The organism is Pseudomonas sp. ASL9 (assembly GCF_056680335.1).
This window is the reverse complement of record NZ_CM155277.1, coordinates 1,418,906-1,438,157: the sequence shown is the minus strand read 5'-3', so window position 1 is coordinate 1,438,157 and position 19,252 is coordinate 1,418,906. Positions and strand designations below refer to the sequence as shown.

Here is a 19,252-nt window from a genome sequence, read left to right as displayed (position 1 = left end):
TATCTTAAAGCAAAACGGCGACCCAAAGGCCGCCGTTTAACGTTATGCAGTAACAGGTCAAACAGTTGCGGGTTCTACCAGGGGTGCTGGCTTTGGCAACGATGACAGGAAGGCCATGATCAACGCCGCTAGGTACGGCAGCGATTGCACCAGCAGCATGGTCACCCAGAAGCGCATATCGGCGCTCGGCAGGCCCTGTACCAGACAGATACCAACGGCCGCGCCCCACAGCAGCAACATGATGAACACCTCTTCCCGGGCTTCCGAAATGGCCACCAAGAGGCCATGACTGGCTGCATTTTTCGGTGTACGGAAGAACGGGATGCTGGTGGTGAAGAAGCCATAGAGCACTGCTTTGGCGATGGTGTGGGACAAGGCGAGCCCGGCCAGCGCCGCAAAGAATGCATCCGTGAGATTGACCCCCACTGCACGACGGTACAGGAAGATGATCTTGCCGACCTTGAACACGAACAGGGCCAATGGCGGGATCGCGAAAATCAACAGCGGCGGATCGACGCGGTTTGGCACGATGATCATCGCTGCCGACCATAGCAATGCGCCGACGGTGAAGAAGATGTTCATGCCATCGGCGACCCACGGCAGCCAGCCCGCGAGGAAGTGATAGCGCTGCCCACGTGTCAACTCGGTGTCTTTACCGCGCAGCAGGCTCGACGTGTGGCGCTTGATAATTTGAATCGCGCCATACGCCCAACGGAAACGCTGCTTTTTGAAGTCGATAAAGGTGTCCGGCATCAAACCCTTGCCGTAGCTGTTATGCGAATAGGCAGCGGAATAACCTTTTTCGAATACGCGCAGCCCCAGCTCGGCGTCTTCACAGATACACCAGTCCGCCCAGCCCAGCTCTTCGAGCACTGAACGGCGGGTCATGGTCATGGTGCCGTGCTGAATGATCGCGTCACGGTCGTTGCGGGTGACCATACCGATGTAGAAGAAGCCTTTGTATTCGGAGTAGCAGAGCTTCTTGAAGGTGCTTTCGTTCTGGTCGCGGTAATCCTGCGGCGACTGCACCACGGCGATTTTCGGGTCGGCGAAGTGCGGCACCATGTGTTTGAGCCAGTTGCGGTCGACGCAGTAATCCGAGTCGATCACTGCAATCACTTCAGCGTCTGGTGCCGTGTGCGGAATCAGGTAGTTCAGTGCACCACCCTTGAAACCGGCCAGTGGCGAGACGTGGAAGAACTTGAAGCGCGGGCCGAGCATTTCACAATGGGCCTTGATCGGTTCCCAGACTGCCGGGTCTTTGGTGTTGTTATCGATGATCAGAACTTCGAAGTCTGGATAGTCGAGAGCAGCCAGAGCATTGAGGGTCTGTTTGACCATCTCGGGTGGCTCGTTGTAGCAGGGCACGTGTACCGAGACTTTCGGTCGATACGCGTTGTCGGTATCCACGGGCAGGAATTCGCGGCGTCGCTTGTGGGTCCAGACCGCTTCAGCCAGTTCGTGAGCTTCGGTCAACAATACGATGAACACGCCCATGGCGCCGAGTGCCAGCAAGAAGCCTACGGTCAGGCTGAACCAGGTGCTGTATTGCTGACTGTAGTCGTAACCGATCCAGACCAGCACCGAACCACACAGGAACGCGGTAAACGTCAGGAAGGTGCGGCCCCGTTGGCGCAGCGCCGAGCCGTCGATCAGCAACAATGCCAGGGACAGCAGCGCCAACACGACAGAACCAATGGCCAATACTCGCCATTGCGGAATCGCGACAACCGGCCCTTCGAAGTTGAACTTCTGTTGGCGCGCAGCGTTATAAACGCCCCAGTAAGCGCCCACCGAGCCTTCATCACTCGCTTTCCACGGCTGATCGAAGGCTTCGATCACGAAGTAGTTGTAGCCCTGACGGTTGAGCTTGTTGACCAGCGTACGCAGGTAGATAGCTTGATCCGACTGAGTCGCATCAGCACCGCCACGCATGCGGCCATTGCTCGGCCAGCCAACCTCCGAAAGCAGCAGCGGTTTTTTCGGGAACATTTTTTTCAGTTCGCGGGCGCGATCGAGTACGAACTGACCGGCCTTGTCGACTGGAATGAATTCCCAATAAGGCAGGATGTGCGCAGCGACCAAGTCAACGTGCTTGCCCAATTGCGGGTATTTCTCCCAGATGTGCCATTGCTCGGAGGTCGTCACCGGCACTTTCACCGCCGCGCGCACCCGGTCCAGCAGCACGCTGAGCTGCTTGACCGTGATTTCGCGACGGAACAGTGCTTCGTTGCCCACTACCACGCGAACGACGCTGCGCGATGAGTTGGCAAGTTCGATGGCACGGGTAATCTCACGCTCGTTTCGCGCTTCGTCGGGGCTGATCCAGATACCCAGGGTCACCCGCAGGCCGAACTCTTCCGCGAGCTTTGGGATGTCTCCCAGCGTACCGTCGACAGAGTAAGTCCGAATACTGTCGGTCTGCTTGCTTATCAACTCCAGGTCCTGACGCATTTCATCGTCGGACGGGTAGATGCCTTCCTGTGGGTTCTGTCCCAAACGGAAAGGTGAGTAAGAAAAGCCGGAGATCTGTTCAGGCCAGTCGGGTGCTGTAACGGGACGATTGATCAGCGCCCAGAAACCGGTGAACAGCGCAGCGATCGCCACGACTACCACCAAATTGAGTCCAAATTTACGCGATGACATAAATGCTTCTGGTTCCAAAAGGGTGGAACGTAATTTAGCCGACGAACGCCGGTCGGCGCGCATCCTACTCTGGCCTTTGTATGGCTGTACAGACCAGCCGATGGGCTATTGGTCAACAACGATGCAACTAAGTTCTGTAACAACATGTCCTGTGGTCGAATTTAAGCACCGGGTTGGATTCTTCGCAGGCCCTGTGGGAGCAGGCTTGCCTGCGAATAGCGGTTTATCAGGATAAAGATACTCTGAACTCTATAGCGTCCTATAATGCGCGCCGGTTTTTGGGGTAATGGTCATGAGCACAGAAGATCCGCGGTTTGCTGGCGTCGCCCGTTTGTATGGCATCGAGGGCCTGGAGCGGTTGCGCGCGGCCCATGTGGCGGTCATCGGTATCGGCGGCGTGGGCTCGTGGGCTGCGGAAGCGATTGCCCGTTGCGGTGTCGGTGAAATCTCCCTGTTCGATCTGGATGACGTCTGCGTCAGCAACAGCAACCGTCAGTTGCATGCGCTGGAAGGCACCATTGGTCGGGCCAAGGTCGAGGTAATGGCTGAGCGCCTGCGCGCCATCAACCCGGATTGCACAGTACACGCAGTGGCCGACTTCGTTACCCGCGAGACCATGGCTCAATACATCACCCCTGATATCGACTGCGTGCTCGACTGCATCGACAGTGTCAACGCCAAGGCCGCGCTGATCTCCTGGTGCAAGCGGCGCAAAATCCAGATCATCACCACCGGTGGCGCTGGCGGGCAAATCGACCCGACGCTGATCCAGGTCTGCGACCTCAACCGCACCTTCAACGATCCGCTGGCCTCCAAGGTCCGCTCGACCTTGCGCCGCGACTACGGGTTCTCGCGCACGGTGACCCGCCACTACAGCGTGCCCTGTGTGTTTTCCACCGAACAACTGCGGTATCCCAAGCCAGACGGCAGCATTTGCCTGCAAAAAAGCTTCGTCGGCGATGGGGTCAAGCTGGACTGCGCGGGTGGATTCGGCGCGGTCATGATGGTGACCGCGACCTTCGGTATGGTCGCTGCGACCAAGGCGGTGGACAAAATTGTCGCGGGCGTGAGACGCCCGGCGGATAGGCTCAAGCCTGCTCAGGCGCTGCCAGAAGCCAGTTGACGCATCCGTTGCAGCACCGCGTTCAAGCCATTACTGCGTGACGGCGAGAGGTGTCGGTTCAGGCCCAACTGATTGAACCAGTCGGGCAGGTCAACCTGTTGCAAGTCTTCAGCCGATAAGCCGTTGACCCGCGCCAACAGTAACGCTACCAGACCCCGAATCAAGCGCGCGTCACTGGCCGCGCGAAACTGCCAGTGGCCGTCTGTCACGCTGCCGAGTAACCAGACCTGGCTTTCACAGCCATGCACTCGATGTTCCTCGTTTTTTTCGTCTTCACTCAGCGCTGGCAGGCGTTCGCCCCATTGCATCAGCAGGCGTGCGCGCTGTTCCCAACTGTGGGATTGGTTGAAGGTTTCAAGGGCTGTTTGTGCATCGACAGGCAGGCTCATCGTAGGAGCTCCAAGGCCTGATCCAGTGCGCTGAAAAAACGTTCGAGATCGTCGGAGTCGTTGTACAACGCCAGGGAAACCCGGATCGCGCCGGGTAGACCAAGGCTTTTGAACAACGGCATGGCGCAATGATGCCCGGCGCGAACGGCGATGCCTTGCTCGGTCAACAAGTGCGCCAGGTCGGCGTTATGCACGCCTTCGACGACGAAGCTCACCAGCGCCAATTGCGGAGCACCCAACACGCGGATGCCTTCACGCCTGTTCAAACCGTCCAGCAACAACCGATGCAGTGCCGCTTCATGCGCAACCACGGCCGCGTGATCGAGGCTCGCCAGATAATCGAGGGTTGCGCCGAGACCAATCACGCTGGCTATTGGTGGTGTGCCTGCTTCAAAACCCAAGGGCGCGGGGCGAAACTTGGCGTTATGGTAGTCGGTCGTCAGCACCATCTCGCCACCGAACTGCCAATGACGCAGCCGCGTCAGCGCTTCATTGCGGCCATACAACACGCCGAGACCCTCGGGGCCGTACAGTTTATGACTGGAAAATACATAGAAGTCGCAGCCCAACGCTTGCACGTCATGTCGACCATGGACCACGCCTTGGGCGCCGTCCACAACCGTCAGTGCCCCGTGGGACTTGGCCATGCTCAGTAATTCAGGCAGCGGCAGCCAGGCACCCAGCACGTTGGATAACTGGCTGACAGCCAGCAAACGGGTACGAGGGCCGATCAGTGTAGCGGCGGCCTCAAGATCTATCAGGCCGTTGGCGTCGAGCGGCAGAATGATCAGTTTCAGATCGCGGCGGTGCGCCAATTGCTGCCAAGGCAACAGATTGGCGTGATGCTCCAGGGCGCTGATGACAATTTCGTCACCGGCAACACACTCGTGCTCCAGGCCATACGCCAACAGGTTCAGGGCCGAAGTTGCGCCATGGGTGAAGACGATCTGCGCAGACTCGCCCGCGTTCAGCCAGTGGGCAACCTTGCTGCGGCTGTTCTCGAACGCCTGAGTCGCGTTAGCGCCCGGCAGATGTTGCGCCCGGTGCACATTGGCCGCGCCATTGACGTAGTAATGGTTAAGCGCGTCGAGCAATGCCTGGGGTTTTTGGGTCGTTGCGGCATTGTCCAGATAAGTCTGGCCTTGCCATTGCAGTGCGGCGACGGCTGGAAAATCAGCGCGCCAGGGGGAGGGCAGGGGCATGTCATTCAGCTCAATAGCCCGCTTTTAACGCTACGTATGCAGCGCTAAAAGCAGACGCGGGATCAATCAGTTGTGAGCGTGCAGCGTTTCGTTCAATTCGATGGCCGACTGGTGGGTTTTGCATTCCACAGCGCCGGTTTGCGAGTTACGACGGAACAGCAAGTCTGGAAGGCCGGCCAGGTCGCGGGCCTTGACCACTTTCACCAATGCATTTTTCTCGTCGAGCAGCGCGACTTTGGTCCCGGCAGTGACGTACAGACCGGATTCCACCGTATTGCGATCACCTAATGGAATGCCGATACCCGCGTTGGCGCCGATCAGGCAGCCTTCGCCGACCTTGATGACGATGTTGCCGCCGCCCGACAAGGTGCCCATGGTCGAGCAACCGCCGCCCAGGTCCGAACCCTTGCCGACAAACACGCCAGCCGAGACGCGACCTTCGATCATGCCTGGGCCTTCAGTGCCGCCGTTGAAGTTGACGAAACCTTCGTGCATTACCGTGGTGCCTTCGCCGATGTAAGCGCCCAGACGTACACGTGCGCTGTCAGCGATGCGAACACCGCTCGGGACCACGTAGTCGGTCATTTTCGGGAACTTGTCGACGGAGAATACTTCCAGGAACTCGCCCTTCAGGCGCGATTCCAGTTGGCGCTCAGCCAGTTCGCTTAGGTCCACAGCGCCTTGGCTGGTCCAGGCGACGTTAGGCAAAAGAGGGAAAATCCCCGCCAGGCTCAAGCCGTGTGGCTTGACCAGACGATGCGACAACAGGTGCAGTTTCAGGTAGGCCTCAGGGGTTGAGGTCAGCGCTGCGTCTTCGGCGAGCAAGGTGGCGACCAGCGGCTTATGACTTTCTGCCAGACGGGTCAGCAAGGCCGCTTGGCCCGCGTCGATGGATTTCAGTGCGTCAGCCAGCTTTGAAGCCTGATCGGTATTGAACGCGATGGCCTGGTTGCCGCCGGTGTAACCCAGTGCGGGTGCGATGGCTGCAATCATTTCTGCCGACGGGTTGATCAAGGGTTGGGCATAGAAGACTTCCAGCCATGCGCCTTGACGGTTTTGAGTACCGATACCAAACGCCAGGCTGAACAGGGTAGTGGACATGCAAATACCTCTTACTGAATTCTCTAACTGATTAAAGGGCGGATTGAGCAGCGCTCTGGCTTACTTGAATGCCGCCGCATACAGATCGGGCTTGAAGCCAATCAGGGTTCTATCACCGAGATCAAACACTGGGCGCTTGATCATCGACGGTTGCACGAGCATCAGTTCTATCGCCTTGGCTTGATCGAGATCGGCTTTTTGTCCGTCGTCGAGTTTGCGAAAGGTAGTCCCTGCCCGGTTTAAAACGATCTGCCAGCCATGCTCGTCGCACCACTGAGTCAGGTGCTCACGGTCGATGCCTAACATTTTGTAATCATGAAAATCATAGGTCAGTTTTTTTTCATCGAGCCAGGTGCGAGCTTTTTTCATGGTGTCGCAGGCTTTGATCCCGAAAAGGCGTAAGCCCTTGTTTTTACTGGAGGAATTTTCCATCCCCGAAACTCCCCATTTTTGTCCGAAAAATTCAGCGAGTGATTATGCCACGTCCATGTATTTGACGCTCCGGCTGTCTCTTTTGGGGTCGGTTGGCGATCTTAACGAAATTTCAATATCCGATCGGATAAACTCCCGTCCCTTCGCGTCGGACCTGCAATTGATTCACTTGCAGGCATCTCGATTGTGGCACACAACTCCGCTTTTTTTTGGGGCCTTACCTTTCTCTTTGGTGACTTGATGCGTACTCCTTTACCTACTTTTATTTTATTTGTGCTGGGGTGTCTGTTGTTTTTCTTTGCATTGGGTAACCACCAATTGCAAGGCTCGGCTGAACCCCGCGTAGCGGGCATAGCTATGGAGATGCATCTCGATAGCGACTGGGTAGTGCCCCAGCTCAACGGACAACCTTTTCTGGAAAAGCCACCGCTGAGTCTGTGGCTCGATGCCGGTGCCATTCGCCTATTTGGTGCGACACCGCTGGCGGTGCGACTGGCTTCAGCATTCGCGGGTCTGTTCAGTCTGATGCTGCTTTACGCCATGTTGCGCAAGCTCGGACGGCCAGCGACAATCGCCTGGACCGCCGCGATCTTGATGGCTACCACGGCCAGTTACTTGAGTAATGCCAGGCAGGTCGGTGAGGATGCGCTGCTCAGCCTTGGTGTCACGCTGGCACTGCTGGCGTTTTTTCATGCCAGCCGTCAACAGACTGAGCAAAGGCATTTTGCGCTGCGCACCTGGTTACTGTTCGCGTCGGGGATCATGATCTCTACGTTGAGCAAGGGGGTGTTAGGTCTTGCGCTGCCGGGTGTAGTGATCTTTGCTTATCTGGTCGGCGAGAGCGTGCTCGAAAAGCGACTCACTGTTTCGAACTGGTTGCGTCCAGCGCTGTTTACCCTGCTCGGTCTGATACCGCTGTTGGTATGGCTGGGTTTTTTGTATCAGCGCGGCGGCCTGCAGATGCTGGGTGATGTGCTCTGGGCCAACAGTGTCGGTCGTTTCAGTGGCTCGTTTGAAAGCGCCGGCCACTTTGAGCCGTTTTATTACTATTTGGTCAAGCTGCCGCAAGCGTTTCTGCCATGGAACCTGCTGGTCTATTTCGGGCTTTGGCACTTCCGCAAAGCCTTGGTGAGTAATCGCTACCTCTTGTTCTTCAGTCTATGGCTGTTGGCACAGTTCGCCTTGCTGACCCTTGCCTCCAGCAAGCGCATGGTCTATCTGATGTCACTTACTCCCGCAGCGGCAGTGCTTGCCGCCGAGTATGCTGCGGTGCTGTTTAAGGGGTTGCAAGAACGTGCCCCGTCTTCGCCCTTCGCAGGCAGGCTGTTACGCCATCGGCGCGCGTTGGTGTTTGGGGTGCTGGGTGCAGTGATTTTAGGTTACTTGGCCGCCGCCTTGTGGCTGGCGCCACGTGCGGATCGCAACGAGTCCTTCCTGCCATTGACTGCACAGATCAAGGCGATGCAAGCCAAGGGGCAGCATGTTGTATTGTTCAACCCCAGCGAACGGCTGGCTGGCGCCACTGTGTTCTACAGCCAGAGCAGGCTTGAGGCCTTGCGGTCCGAGGATGAGCTGGCTCAGTTTCTCCGCGCAGCGCCCGGCAACGTTGCAATCATGGAAAACCGCAGCGAGCCTGCGGCACCCTTGAAGGTGGTGGAAAAAATCACTGTCGGCCAGCGCGACTATTATTTCGTCGGGCAATAAGCGGGTTTATCGAATGCGCTACGGCGCATTCGATAAAGCCTACGGCAGGTGCAGCAGCACGTAGTCATTCTTATCGAACCGACCACTTAGCAGAGGCTGCAGCGCAGCCAATCGGGTGCCGTGCAACGTCTGGTAATCCGTCTGGTCCATTACCAGCCATGCGGGCCCCTGCACAGCATCGAGTTCGGCAGGCGACTCGGTGAACATGGGCTTCAGGTCCTCGGGAATGTTGACCATGAACTTGATGGCCTTCGCGTCTTTCCCCAAGCGATGCAGAACCACAGGTGCAGGGTCACGCTGGATCAAGTCACGTGCGGCCAGGGTAAAGGTACGGGTGTCGTAAAGCTGACGCTCTACGGGTTCGAAGACCAGTATGTAGCTCGACCACACGGCCAGCACTGCACAGAATGCCAGGCCGACAGTCCGCCATTGCTGCTTGAACAGTAGGGCCAATGCGACAAGCTGCAACACTACCAGTACAGTCAATACCACGCTTATCGACGTCAACTGTTCGGGAAAGCGCTGACGTGCCACCAGCAATCCAGCGATCAACAAACCCGGCAGCAGCAACCAAATCCCCAGCATCAAACCACGTAACCAGGCAAATAAACGCCCCTCGACTGCCTGAAAAGGATAGGCCGCGATAATCGCCGCCATCGGTATCATCGGCAGCATGTAGCGTGCTTTTTTAGCCTGAGGTATGGATAGCCCGATCATTATGATCAGCCCCGCGACGGTGCAAAACTGCAACAGCCGAAGTGCCGGGGTCTTGTGCTTGCGCCCGACCAGCACTGTTACGGCCAGCACCAGAATGGCCAGGGGGTATGCCAGTGCGTAGTTGCCAACCGAACTGCTGAAGTAGTACAGCGGGCTGCTCGATCCTTCAGAGCCATCCATGCGTGAACTGAATTGCATGCGCACGACTTCATGCATAAATGCCGAGCCACCACTAATGTTGGCAAGCAGCAACAGTACCCCGATACACGTCACCAATATTGCCAGTGCCAGTAACCCAAACGTGAAAAAACGCCGCCACTGGCCATTCAACACGTAATAGCTACACAACATTCCCGTTGGTACCACCAACCCTATCGGTCCGCGAATGGCGAACCCCAGCACCAGTAACGCGAGGATCCAGCCCATGCGCCTGGGCGCTTCGAAATGGTCTGTTGCGTAGCCCAGATAGAAGACTGCGAAGGCCACTGTCGCGAGCATCTGGTCCAGCGACACCGCCCGTGTTTCAGTAATAAAATTATTGCTCAGCAAGAGCAGGGCAATACTCAGCAACGCCCACTGACGTGAGTACGGGGCGATCAGGCGGTAGATCAGCGACACCATCACCGCTGAAGCGATGGCGGTAGGCAACCAGGCCGTCAGGCTGATTACTCGCCCAAAAGGCAACGAAAGCAGATAGATAAAAAATGTAGAGGTCGCAGAGTAGTCTGCGTAAGGCTGGCCATAGGTCGTGGGGAAAAAAACTGGGCCATGGCGCAACATTTCTTCAGCAAATAGTACGAAGCGTGAATCGAAACCGATCGCGGCCTGTTGGTAGTTTCCTGCAATGAACAGCAGCAGTGCGAGAATTCCCAAGCCGAGAGATTGCTGGCGCAGGGTCACCAAAGAGCCCGATGAGGGCCTTATCAAAGGTAGCGATGCCAATGTGTAACTCCAAGCAAAGATAAGACCATCAGAGCGCCCCGAAAGAAGCGCTCACAAACTCCCGTCGCGCATGGGATCAGAGCCCGCTAAAGGCAGGCTCTGATCGCCAGGTCACTCGGGCGTGTTGCTATCGGCGTTCCATTGTTGCTGGGGGATCGGCAGGTTGCGAGAATCGCCACGTCCCATTGGGAAGTAGTGGAAACCCTTGCGTGCCATTCGCTCGGTGTCGTAGAGGTTGCGTCCGTCAAAAATGACCGGTGTTTTGAGGCGCTCCTGGATAAGTTTGAAGTCTGGGGCCTTGAACTGTTGCCATTCAGTGCAGATGATCAAGGCATCGGCGCCGCTCAGTACTGACTCTGGTGTACCCATCAGGGCCAAGCGAGGGTGATCGCCATAGATACGTTGTGTTTCCTGCATGGCTTCGGGGTCATAGGCACGTACATCCGCGCCAGCTTCCCACAATGCTTCCATCAATACGCGACTAGGGGCATCGCGCATGTCGTCGGTATTGGGTTTGAATGCCAGGCCCCAGATCGCGAAAGTCTTGCCCTTCAGGTCACCTTTAAAGAAGGCGTTTACACGCTCGAACAGCTTGGTTTTCTGCCGTTGGTTGATGGCTTCCACGGCCTCCAGCAGATCGCTTGAGCAACGTGCCTCTTGAGCACTGTGAATCAAGGCACGCATATCTTTAGGGAAGCACGACCCGCCATAGCCGGCGCCAGGGTAGATGAAGTGATAACCAATGCGGGAGTCTGCACCGATCCCCAGACGCACGGCTTCGATATCGGCGCCGAGGTGCTCGGCCAGTTCGGCGATCTGGTTGATGAAGCTGATCTTGGTCGCCAGCATGCAGTTGGCGGCGTATTTGGTCAGCTCGGCGCTGCGCAGATCCATGAAAATGATGCGGTCGTGGTTGCGGTTGAACGGTGCATAGAGATCGCGCATGACCTCACGCACTTCTTCACGTTCGCAACCGATCACGATGCGGTCTGGTTTACGGCAATCGGTAACGGCCGAGCCTTCTTTAAGGAATTCGGGGTTGGAGACGATATCGAACTCCAATGCTCGGCCAGCCAATGCTTTTTCCGTATGAATGCGCAGGGCGTCGCCGGTGCCCACGGGCACGGTGGACTTCTCGACGAGGATCAGCGGTTCCACGCGATGACGCGCAACCGCTTCACCGACGGCGAAAACAGCGCTGAGATCTGCTGAGCCGTCATCGCTTGAAGGCGTGCCGACAGCGATGAACAACACTTGACCGTGTTCGATGGCCAGCTTTTCATCGCTGGTGAAATGCAGGCGCTTGCTTTCCAGGTTTTCCCTTACAAGGGCTGCAAGGCCTGGCTCGAAGATGCTGACATGGCCCTGTTGAAGTTGCTTGACCTTGTTCTCGTCGATGTCCATGCAGATGACATCATGACCGACTTCAGCCAGAACTGTCGCTTGTACGAGGCCCACATAACCACTACCGAATACGCTGATTTTCATACGGAGTTCCTAGAATTTGTCACTGAATTGCGTTGCGAGTTAATCGTAATGACGCCCAGGATGATCAGGGTCACCCCCAGTGTTTTTGACACGCTAAAGTGTTCGTTGAAAAACGGCAGGCTGGCCGCCAGCAGATAGACCAGCGCGTAACTGATACTGAGCAGGGAATAGGCGCGGCCCAGCGGCAGGTCTCGCAAGGCGAGAAGCCAGCAAAGCATGGAAAGGGCATAGGCAAGGATCGAGGCAATGACAATGCCCGCAGCCAGTGGATCAATAGTGCCATTGCCCAGCGCATCGACCCACTGGGTGGGGGAGGGGAGGCGTGTCATGCTCCAGCGCATGCCGAGTTGTGCACTGCTGACCAACAACACACTGCCCATGGCAAGGGCGATACCGCGTTGCAGCCTCATGTTTGCCGTCCCAGCAGAACAACGCCCGCAATGACCAACGCAACGCCTAGCCAATGCCGGCCATCGATGTGCTCATGGAACAAGAACCGGGCCACCAAGGTAATCAGCACGAAGTTCAAACTCAGCATCGGGTAGGCAATGCCCACTTCCAGCCGCTGCAGAACCAGCAACCACAACAACAATCCGAAGCCGAGACAGGCAAGCGCCAGCCATAGCCATAGAGAGCGCGCAGCGAGAAGAATGCCGGGGCTTTGCCCGCGCCAACTCTCCACGGCAAACTTTTGCGCGATCTGGCCGAAACAGCTCAGCAGGCAAGCCGCGAACAAGAGAAACAAGGTCATGGTTGCGACTGCGCAAAGATCAGGATCACGATATTACCTTCTTCATAACGCTTGCCGTCCTTGGGCAGTAAGTCGACCTCATGCACTTCGTCGTCGCTTTTCACCCGCATCACTACCCCCACGGAGCCCTCGCGCCGAGCCTGAGTCATCCATTGCTGGACATCTTCAAGCCCGACCGTGCGACCGGAGGCGTCTGGGTAGGATAGGCCGTATTTGACCTCGCCGATTGTGTTGTACAGCACCACTTCAGGTCGTTGCACACGCCACGCCAGGGCAGAAGCAGCGCCGAGATCGTTACTGAGCAACTGCCGTGTCTGGCTGAGTTCCTGCGCATGTCGGGCAATGAACAGGTCGGGCGTTTTGTTGAAGACCAGGCTGTTGGGCAGGGCCGCTGGCAGCAGAGCGACTAGCAGCCAAATGCCGAGCGCGGGCGCGGCCCACCAGAGTCGGGGGTTAATTGCTGGCAGGGCATTGGCACCGATCCAACCAGTCAGGGCAATCGCCGCCAGGAACACATGCAGCGGTTCGTTTTCATAGACCGGTTGTTTGAGCTGCACATAGACCAATGCGAGCAAACCGATCACGCCGAGCATCACATTGAGCAGGCCATTGATACGCATTATCCTGCTTTTGGCTTTCTCCACCTGGTCTATCAGCGTGTAACCCATGAGCAGGGCCAGCGGTAACAGGCACGGCATTAGGTAGGTGGGCAGCTTGCCTCTGCTCATGCTTAAAAAGGCCAGCGGCAGCAACATCCAGAGCAATAAAAAGCCGGTATTCGCCTGATGCCTGGCTCGCCATCCCTCTATGAGCGTTGTTGGCAGCAGTGCCACCCATGGCAGGCTGGAAACGACCAGTATCGGCAGGTAGAACCACCACGGCTGAGTGTGCTGCGCGTCGTCCGCAGTGAAGCGGCGGATGTGCTCGTGCCAGAAGAAAAAGCTCCAGAAGTCCGGTTCGCGTGCTTGTACCGCCAGTACCCAGGGCAGGCACACCACAACCGCTACGACGACAGCCAGCGGCCCGTATATCAGCAGCTCGCGCAAGCGCTTTTGCCAGAGCATGTAGGGCAGTGCGATCAGGACAGGCAGTAGCCAGGCGAGGAAGCCTTTGGTCATGAAACCCATGCCGCACGCCAAGCCCAGCAACGCCCAACTGGTCAGCCGTTCCCGACCGGTGCTGTGGACTGCGAACCAGAGCGCAACCATGCTCAGGTTCACCCATAGGGTGAATTGCGGATCGAGATTGGCGTAGCCCGCTTGGCTGGCGATCAAACCGAAGCTCATGTAGAGCAGGGCGCAGGCAAAGCTCTTGCGTGGATCGCTCCATAAGCGCCTTGCAATCAGATAAGTCAGCACAACGCTGAGCCCAGTGCTGAGCACAGAGGCAATGCGCACGCCGAATAAATTCTCACCAAATACTGCCTGACCGATTGCAATCAGCCAGTAGCCGGCGATGGGTTTTTCAAAGTAACGCAACCCCATGAAATGAGGTGAAATCCAATCGCCGCTGAGAAGTATCTCTTGGCTGATTTGTGCGTAGCGGCTCTCGTCCGGAATCCACAGGCCGTGAGAGGTCAGCGGGAGTAGAAAAGCCAGACAAAACGCAAGCAGCAGCAAGGGAAGCGCCCAGCGCCGGGTCATGCGTGCTGTACTCCCAGCCAACCCTCGCGGCCGCCGAGTGCGCCACGTACCAATTGCCCTTCTGGCAGGCTTGAGACCTGGCCTGGCAGCAAGTTGCCAAGGGGTTGGAACACGATGTTTTGCAAGCGCGCCTGGGCCAGCAGTTGACGGAAGTCGTTAGCCATCAGAATCCCTTCTACTTCTGCGTGAATGGTGTAGACATTCAGCCCGGTCGGTTTGAATCGGTCGAGAATGAATGTGTTGAAATCGCTGGCACTCAGATCAGGGCCGACGACCTCGTCGAAGGTGGGTAAGTCCACCGGAATTTGGGGTGTGCCCAGACTGCCATCGGCCAACCTTGGCCGAAACAGACTGTGCCCGCGACAATCGCTGTTGTAGCGAAAATCAAATGACTCCTTGGCTTGAACAACGCGTTCATCAGCCCGCCAACCGGCGGCAGCAGAACATTCGACGGCCTGGCCGGTAATGTCGCTGAGACAGTCCACTCCCCGGCGAATCTGCTCGATCAACTCAGCGTCGCTCCAGCGCCCGGCATTGGCTTGCCAGCCATGATGATCCCAGGCATGCAGGCCGACTTCATGACCCGCATCCAGGGTTTGACGCATCAAATGGCCAAGATCACGCCCGATGGGTTTACCCGGCCATGCAGTGCCGGCCACGAGAATGTCCCAGCCATACAGGCTGGCCGCCCGTGAGCGCAGCATTTTCCAGAGAAACTGAGGGCGGAAGAGACGCCATAAATGGCGCCCCATATTGTCCGGACCCACGCTGAAAAAAAAGGTCGCTTTTACCTGCGCCTCATCGAGCATTTCCAGTAACCGCGGCACCCCCTCCCGGGTGCCGCGATAGGTGTCCACATCAATGCGCAATCCTGCCTGCATCAGCGCTTATCCGCGATTTCGAGCATCGCTTCTTGCAGGAAGAAGTCCAGGGTTTTGCCGATGGTTTCGCTCAGTTCGATGGTAGGGGCCCAGTCGATCAGACGGCGAGCGTTGTCGATGCTTGGCTTGCGGTGGGTCACGTCCTGGTAGCCGGTGCCATAGAAAGACTGGCTTTCGACGTCACGGAAGCCGGCGAACGGCGGGAAGTTCGAGCGCAGTGGGTGAGCTTCGAACTGACGCAGTAGTTCTTCGCCCAACTGACGGATGCTGGCTTCGTTGTCCGGGTTGCCGATGTTGATGATCTGGCCGTTGCACTTGTCATCACGGTTTTCGATGATGCGTGCCAGGGCTTCGATGCCGTCAGCCACGTCGGTGAAGCAGCGTTTTTGTGCGCCGCCGTCGACCAGACGAATCGGGGTGCCTTCCACCAGGTGCAGGATCAGTTGGGTGATGGCTCGCGAGCTGCCGATCCGCGCCGAGTCCAGACGGTCCAGGCGTGGGCCCATCCAGTTGAACGGACGGAACAGGGTGAAGCGCAGGCCTTTCTGGCCATAAGCCCAGATCACCCGGTCGAGCAATTGCTTGGAGACCGAGTAGATCCAGCGTTGCTTGTTGATCGGGCCGACGATCAGGTTCGAGGTGTCTTCGTCGAAATTCGGGTCGGTGCACATCCCGTACACTTCGGAGGTCGACGGGAAGATCACGCGCTTGTCGTATTTCACGCAGTAACGCACGGTCTTCAGGTTTTCTTCGAAGTCGAGTTCGAAGACGCGCAGCGGGTTGCGGGTGTATTCGATCGGCGTGGCGATGGCCACCAGCGGCAGCACGACATCACATTTTTTGATGTGGTATTCGATCCACTCGGAGTGGATGCTGATGTCGCCTTCGACGAAATGGAAGTTCGGGTGGCTGCGCAGGCGGTCGATGGCGTCGGAACCGATGTCCATGCCATAGATTTCATAGCGGTCGTCTTGCAGCAGGCGCTCGGACAGGTGGTTGCCGATAAAGCCGTTGACGCCCAGGATCAGGACGCGGGTGCGACGCACGGCACGTGCCGACTCGCTGCCGACCATGCGCGAGCCTTCGACCAGACCCAGTTCGCGGGCCAGTTGCGGGCCGCTGAGGTAGAGCCCGGCATCGCCGCGCTGACCGGCGGTGATCACCAAGGAATCTTCGCCACAGGCGATGCGCAGGGGATCGGAACTGATCACCCGGCCTGGGGCGATGCCTTCATTGCCGGCAACGACGTCGGCACTCCAGACGATCAGTTTGTGTTCGCCCACCGGGCAGAACGCCCCCGGGTAGGGTTGGGTTACGGCGCGCACCAGGTTGAACAACTGTTCGGCCGGGCGCTTCCAGTCCAGCAGGCCGTCAGCCGGGGTGCGGCGACCGAAGTAAGACGCCTGGGTATCGTCCTGGGCGGTTTCGCTCAACTTGCCTTGGGCCAGCAGCGGCAACGCGTCGCGCAACAGGCTGACAGCGGCCTCGCGCAGCTTGCCGTGCAGGGTCAGGGCGGTGTCGGCGCGTTCGATGGCCACGCGCTGTTGGGCCAGGATCGCGCCGGCATCGGCGCGCTTGACCATGCGGTGCAGGGTCACGCCGGTTTCGGTCTCGCCGTTCACCAGGACCCAGTTGGCCGGGGCGCGGCCGCGATAGTGCGGGAGCAGGGAGCCGTGCAGGTTGAAGGCGCCCTTGTTCGCGCAGGCCAGCAGTTGCTCACCCAGCAGGTGGCGATAGTAAAAGGAGAACAGGTAGTCAACGTTGAGTTTGCTGATCCGCTCAATCCACAGAGGGTGGTTGGCATCTTCCGGCGCGTGCACCGGAATGCCTTTGCGTGCACACAATTGCGCGACTGAACCGTAGAAGGTGTTTTCCTTCGGGTCATCGGCATGGGTAAACACGGCAGCGATTTCATAGCCTGCGGTGAGCAAGGCTTCGATGCCAGCACAGCCAATATCGTGATAGGCAAAGACGACAGCTTTAGGATTCATAACGTGACCTGAGTGGAAGATGAAGACGGGTGTGAGCTGTTACCAGTTACAGCGGACGTCGCGGGCGGGCTGCGCAGCACTTTTTCGATGAAAAAACGCGGGCGGGCGCGGACATCGCTGTACATGCGGCCCAGGTATTCGCCCAGCAGGCCCATGCCGATGAACTGGCCACCGGTGAACACGAACAGCACGGCAAACAATACGAAGGTGCCTTGGCCGGCCCAGATGGCGCCGAATATCAGGCGCAAACCGATCAGCAATACGGCGAACAGCACGCCGAGAATGGCCATGCTGAAGCCCAGGATGCTCAGCAGGCGCAAGGGCGTGGTGGTCATGCAGGTGATCAAATCGAACATCAGGTTGATCAGGCGCATGGTGCTGTATTTCGAATCGCCGTGTTCACGCTCGGCGTGCGGGACGAGCACTTCGGTGGTGTGGCGGGCAAAGCTGTTGGCCAGAATCGGGATGAACGTACTGCGCTCGCGGCAGGCCAGCATGGCGTCGACGATCGTGCGTCGATACGCCCGCAGCATGCAGCCATAGTCACTCATGGCCACGCCGGTGGAGCGTTGCACGGCCAGATTGATCAAGCGTGACGGCCAGCGGCGCCAGGCGGAATCCTGGCGGTTGCTGCGCACGGTGCCGACCACGTCGTAGCCGAGCTCGGCCTGGGCGACCAGGCGCGGAATTTCTTCCGGCGGGTTTTGCAGGTCGGCGTCCAGGGTGATGACCACATCGCCCTTGCACTGCTCGAAGCCGGCCATGATGGCCGCATGCTGACCGTAGTTCCGGTTGAGGATCACCGCGACAATCGAGCTGCCTTCACGCTCGGCGGCGTCCTGGAGGATTTGCGCGGAGTCGTCGCGGCTGCCGTCGTCGACGAGCACGATTTCAAATTCATGGTGCAACTGGGCGCAGGCCGCTTCGGTGCGGCGCAACAACTCGGGCAGGCTCTGCTCTTCGTTGTAGACCGGGATGACGATCGAAACGCACTTAATCGGATAAGGTCTCACAGGCTTCGTTCCAGAGTGGTTTCAATGGCGCACGCGACGCGCTCGACGTCGTCGAGGGTCATGTCGGGAAACAGCGGGATCGAGCACAGGCGCGCGGAGTTCCATTCGGTGTTGGGCAACTGGACCGACGGGAAGCGGTTGCGGTAATAGGTGTGCAGGTGGGTGGCGATAAAATGAATGCCCGTGCCAATATTCTGCTCCTGCAAGCCTTTCATGAAGGCCTCGCGGTCCAGGCCACAGCGCTCGGCATCGATGCGCAGGATGAACAGGTGCCAGGCATGCTGCTGCGGATAGCTTGGCAGCAGAAGCGGCTGGATCGGCAAGCCTGCCAGACGCTTGAGGTAGGCCTGGGCCAGGACCTCGCGCTTGGCATTGATCTCGCCGAGGCGCTTGAGCTGCACCAGGGCGATGGCGGCGTTCATGTCGGCCAGGTTGTATTTGAAGCCGGGCTCAATGACCATCGCCTGCGGTTTGCGGCCATGGGTCATGCGGTCGTAGGCGTCTACGCCCAGCCCGTGAAACTTGAGCATGCGGACCCGGTTGGCGAGGTTCTCGTCATCGCTGACGAACATCGCGCCTTCGGCGCAGGTCATGTTCTTGATCGCGTGGAACGAAAAAATCGCGGTGCCTTGGGCGCCGATCGCGCGTCCGCGGTAAAGCGTGCCCGCCGCGTGCGCGGCATCTTCGATCACCGGGATGCCGTGACGCTCAGCCAACGCGTAGAGGGGATCGAGATCAAAGGAGGCCCCGGCGTAATGCACCGGGATGATGGCTTTGGTGCGCGGGGTGATGGCGGCTTCAATGGCGGCCAGGTCGCTCATCAGGGTATCGCGGTCCACGTCGACGAATACCGGGGTCGCGCCGAGCAAACAGATCATGTTCGCGGTGGACACCCAGGTTTGCGAGGGGGTAATCACCTCATCGCCCGGGCCAATGCCCAAGGCGAGCAACGTGACATGCATCGCGCCCGTGGCAGACGAAAGGGCCACGGCGTGACGAGCGCCCACGTGCTCGGCAAATTGCTGTTCAAGCTCCTGGTTTTTCGGGCCGGTGGTGATCCAACCGGAGCGTAAAACCTGCTCGACGGCGGCAATTTCCTCGTCACCGATACTCGGACGGGAGAAGGGAAGGAAGCTTTGAGTCATACGATCCTCTAGCGCAGGAAAGCACCACGGCTTTAGCAGCGAGCCGTCTGCAATGTTCATCCAGACTGTTTACTTTGAAAGTAC

Annotated in this window: 16 protein-coding genes; 2 read left to right on the top strand and 14 right to left on the bottom strand. The window is 58.2% G+C overall.

The features are described 5' to 3' along the window. Positions 1-57: 57 nt before the first annotated feature. A complete protein-coding gene (locus AC1ME2_RS06715; RefSeq protein WP_480440004.1) occupies positions 58-2,646 on the bottom strand; it encodes a glycosyltransferase in 2,589 nt (862 codons plus the stop codon). Positions 2,647-2,932: 286 nt separating this feature from the next. Between AC1ME2_RS06715 and tcdA the strand changes: the two genes are divergently transcribed. Beyond that, the gene (tcdA, locus tag AC1ME2_RS06710; protein WP_480440003.1) at positions 2,933-3,769 is read left to right on the top strand and encodes a tRNA cyclic N6-threonylcarbamoyladenosine(37) synthase TcdA; all 837 of its coding nucleotides are present in this window, start codon (positions 2,933-2,935) and stop codon (positions 3,767-3,769) included. Here tcdA and AC1ME2_RS06705 read toward each other — a convergent pair. From AC1ME2_RS06705 to AC1ME2_RS06690, 4 genes are all read right to left on the bottom strand, one after another. Then, positions 3,745-4,158 carry a SufE family protein gene (locus tag AC1ME2_RS06705; RefSeq protein WP_480440002.1) on the bottom strand — a complete coding sequence of 138 codons (414 nt, stop codon included), beginning with the start codon at positions 4,156-4,158 and terminating at the stop codon, positions 3,745-3,747. The two genes, tcdA and AC1ME2_RS06705, sit on opposite strands and share 25 nt — an antisense overlap. Further along, entirely contained in the window at positions 4,155-5,360 is a 1,206-nt protein-coding gene (locus AC1ME2_RS06700) for an aminotransferase class V-fold PLP-dependent enzyme (protein WP_480440001.1), read from the bottom strand. Before AC1ME2_RS06700 ends, AC1ME2_RS06705 begins: the two co-directional genes overlap by 4 nt. Before the next feature lie 66 nt (positions 5,361-5,426). After that, positions 5,427-6,461 carry a 2,3,4,5-tetrahydropyridine-2,6-dicarboxylate N-succinyltransferase gene (gene dapD / locus AC1ME2_RS06695; RefSeq protein ID WP_480440000.1) on the bottom strand — a complete coding sequence of 345 codons (1,035 nt, stop codon included), beginning with the start codon at positions 6,459-6,461 and terminating at the stop codon, positions 5,427-5,429. A gap of 60 nt (positions 6,462-6,521) precedes the next feature. Next, on the bottom strand, positions 6,522-6,893 hold the full coding sequence (locus tag AC1ME2_RS06690; protein ID WP_480439999.1) for an ArsC family reductase: 372 nt from the start codon (positions 6,891-6,893) through the stop codon (positions 6,522-6,524). A 240-nt stretch (positions 6,894-7,133) separates the two neighbouring features. Between AC1ME2_RS06690 and AC1ME2_RS06685 the strand changes: the two genes are divergently transcribed. Further along, positions 7,134-8,597, top strand: coding sequence for an ArnT family glycosyltransferase (locus AC1ME2_RS06685; protein ID WP_480439998.1), 1,464 nt, complete (start codon positions 7,134-7,136; stop codon positions 8,595-8,597). 39 nt (positions 8,598-8,636) lie between these two features. Here the strand turns inward: AC1ME2_RS06685 and AC1ME2_RS06680 are convergent, their stop codons facing one another. From AC1ME2_RS06680 to arnB, 9 genes are all read right to left on the bottom strand, one after another. Beyond that, a complete protein-coding gene (locus tag AC1ME2_RS06680) occupies positions 8,637-10,214 on the bottom strand; it encodes an ArnT family glycosyltransferase (protein WP_480439997.1) in 1,578 nt (525 codons plus the stop codon). A 153-nt stretch (positions 10,215-10,367) separates the two neighbouring features. Beyond that, positions 10,368-11,744 carry a UDP-glucose dehydrogenase family protein gene (locus tag AC1ME2_RS06675; RefSeq protein WP_480439996.1) on the bottom strand — a complete coding sequence of 459 codons (1,377 nt, stop codon included), beginning with the start codon at positions 11,742-11,744 and terminating at the stop codon, positions 10,368-10,370. After that, positions 11,741-12,154, bottom strand: a complete 414-nt coding sequence (gene arnF, locus AC1ME2_RS06670) for a 4-amino-4-deoxy-L-arabinose-phosphoundecaprenol flippase subunit ArnF (protein WP_480439995.1) — start codon at positions 12,152-12,154, stop codon at positions 11,741-11,743. The genes AC1ME2_RS06675 and arnF overlap by 4 nt, the downstream gene beginning before the upstream one ends. Continuing rightward, positions 12,151-12,495 carry a 4-amino-4-deoxy-L-arabinose-phosphoundecaprenol flippase subunit ArnE gene (arnE, locus tag AC1ME2_RS06665; RefSeq protein WP_480439994.1) on the bottom strand — a complete coding sequence of 115 codons (345 nt, stop codon included), beginning with the start codon at positions 12,493-12,495 and terminating at the stop codon, positions 12,151-12,153. Before arnE ends, arnF begins: the two co-directional genes overlap by 4 nt. Further along, positions 12,492-14,138 (bottom strand): lipid IV(A) 4-amino-4-deoxy-L-arabinosyltransferase, encoded by a 1,647-nt coding sequence (gene arnT, locus AC1ME2_RS06660; RefSeq protein ID WP_480439993.1) that lies wholly within the window; start codon positions 14,136-14,138, stop codon positions 12,492-12,494. The genes arnE and arnT overlap by 4 nt, the downstream gene beginning before the upstream one ends. After that, entirely contained in the window at positions 14,135-15,019 is an 885-nt protein-coding gene (arnD, locus tag AC1ME2_RS06655) for a 4-deoxy-4-formamido-L-arabinose-phosphoundecaprenol deformylase (protein WP_480439992.1), read from the bottom strand. Before arnD ends, arnT begins: the two co-directional genes overlap by 4 nt. After that, a complete protein-coding gene (gene arnA, locus AC1ME2_RS06650) occupies positions 15,019-17,010 on the bottom strand; it encodes a bifunctional UDP-4-amino-4-deoxy-L-arabinose formyltransferase/UDP-glucuronic acid oxidase ArnA (protein WP_480439854.1) in 1,992 nt (663 codons plus the stop codon). Before arnA ends, arnD begins: the two co-directional genes overlap by 1 nt. Next, positions 17,007-18,023 (bottom strand): undecaprenyl-phosphate 4-deoxy-4-formamido-L-arabinose transferase, encoded by a 1,017-nt coding sequence (gene arnC / locus AC1ME2_RS06645; RefSeq protein WP_480439853.1) that lies wholly within the window; start codon positions 18,021-18,023, stop codon positions 17,007-17,009. Before arnC ends, arnA begins: the two co-directional genes overlap by 4 nt. Further along, positions 18,020-19,168, bottom strand: coding sequence for a UDP-4-amino-4-deoxy-L-arabinose aminotransferase (arnB, locus tag AC1ME2_RS06640; RefSeq protein WP_480439991.1), 1,149 nt, complete (start codon positions 19,166-19,168; stop codon positions 18,020-18,022). Before arnB ends, arnC begins: the two co-directional genes overlap by 4 nt. Positions 19,169-19,252 lie beyond the last annotated feature (84 nt).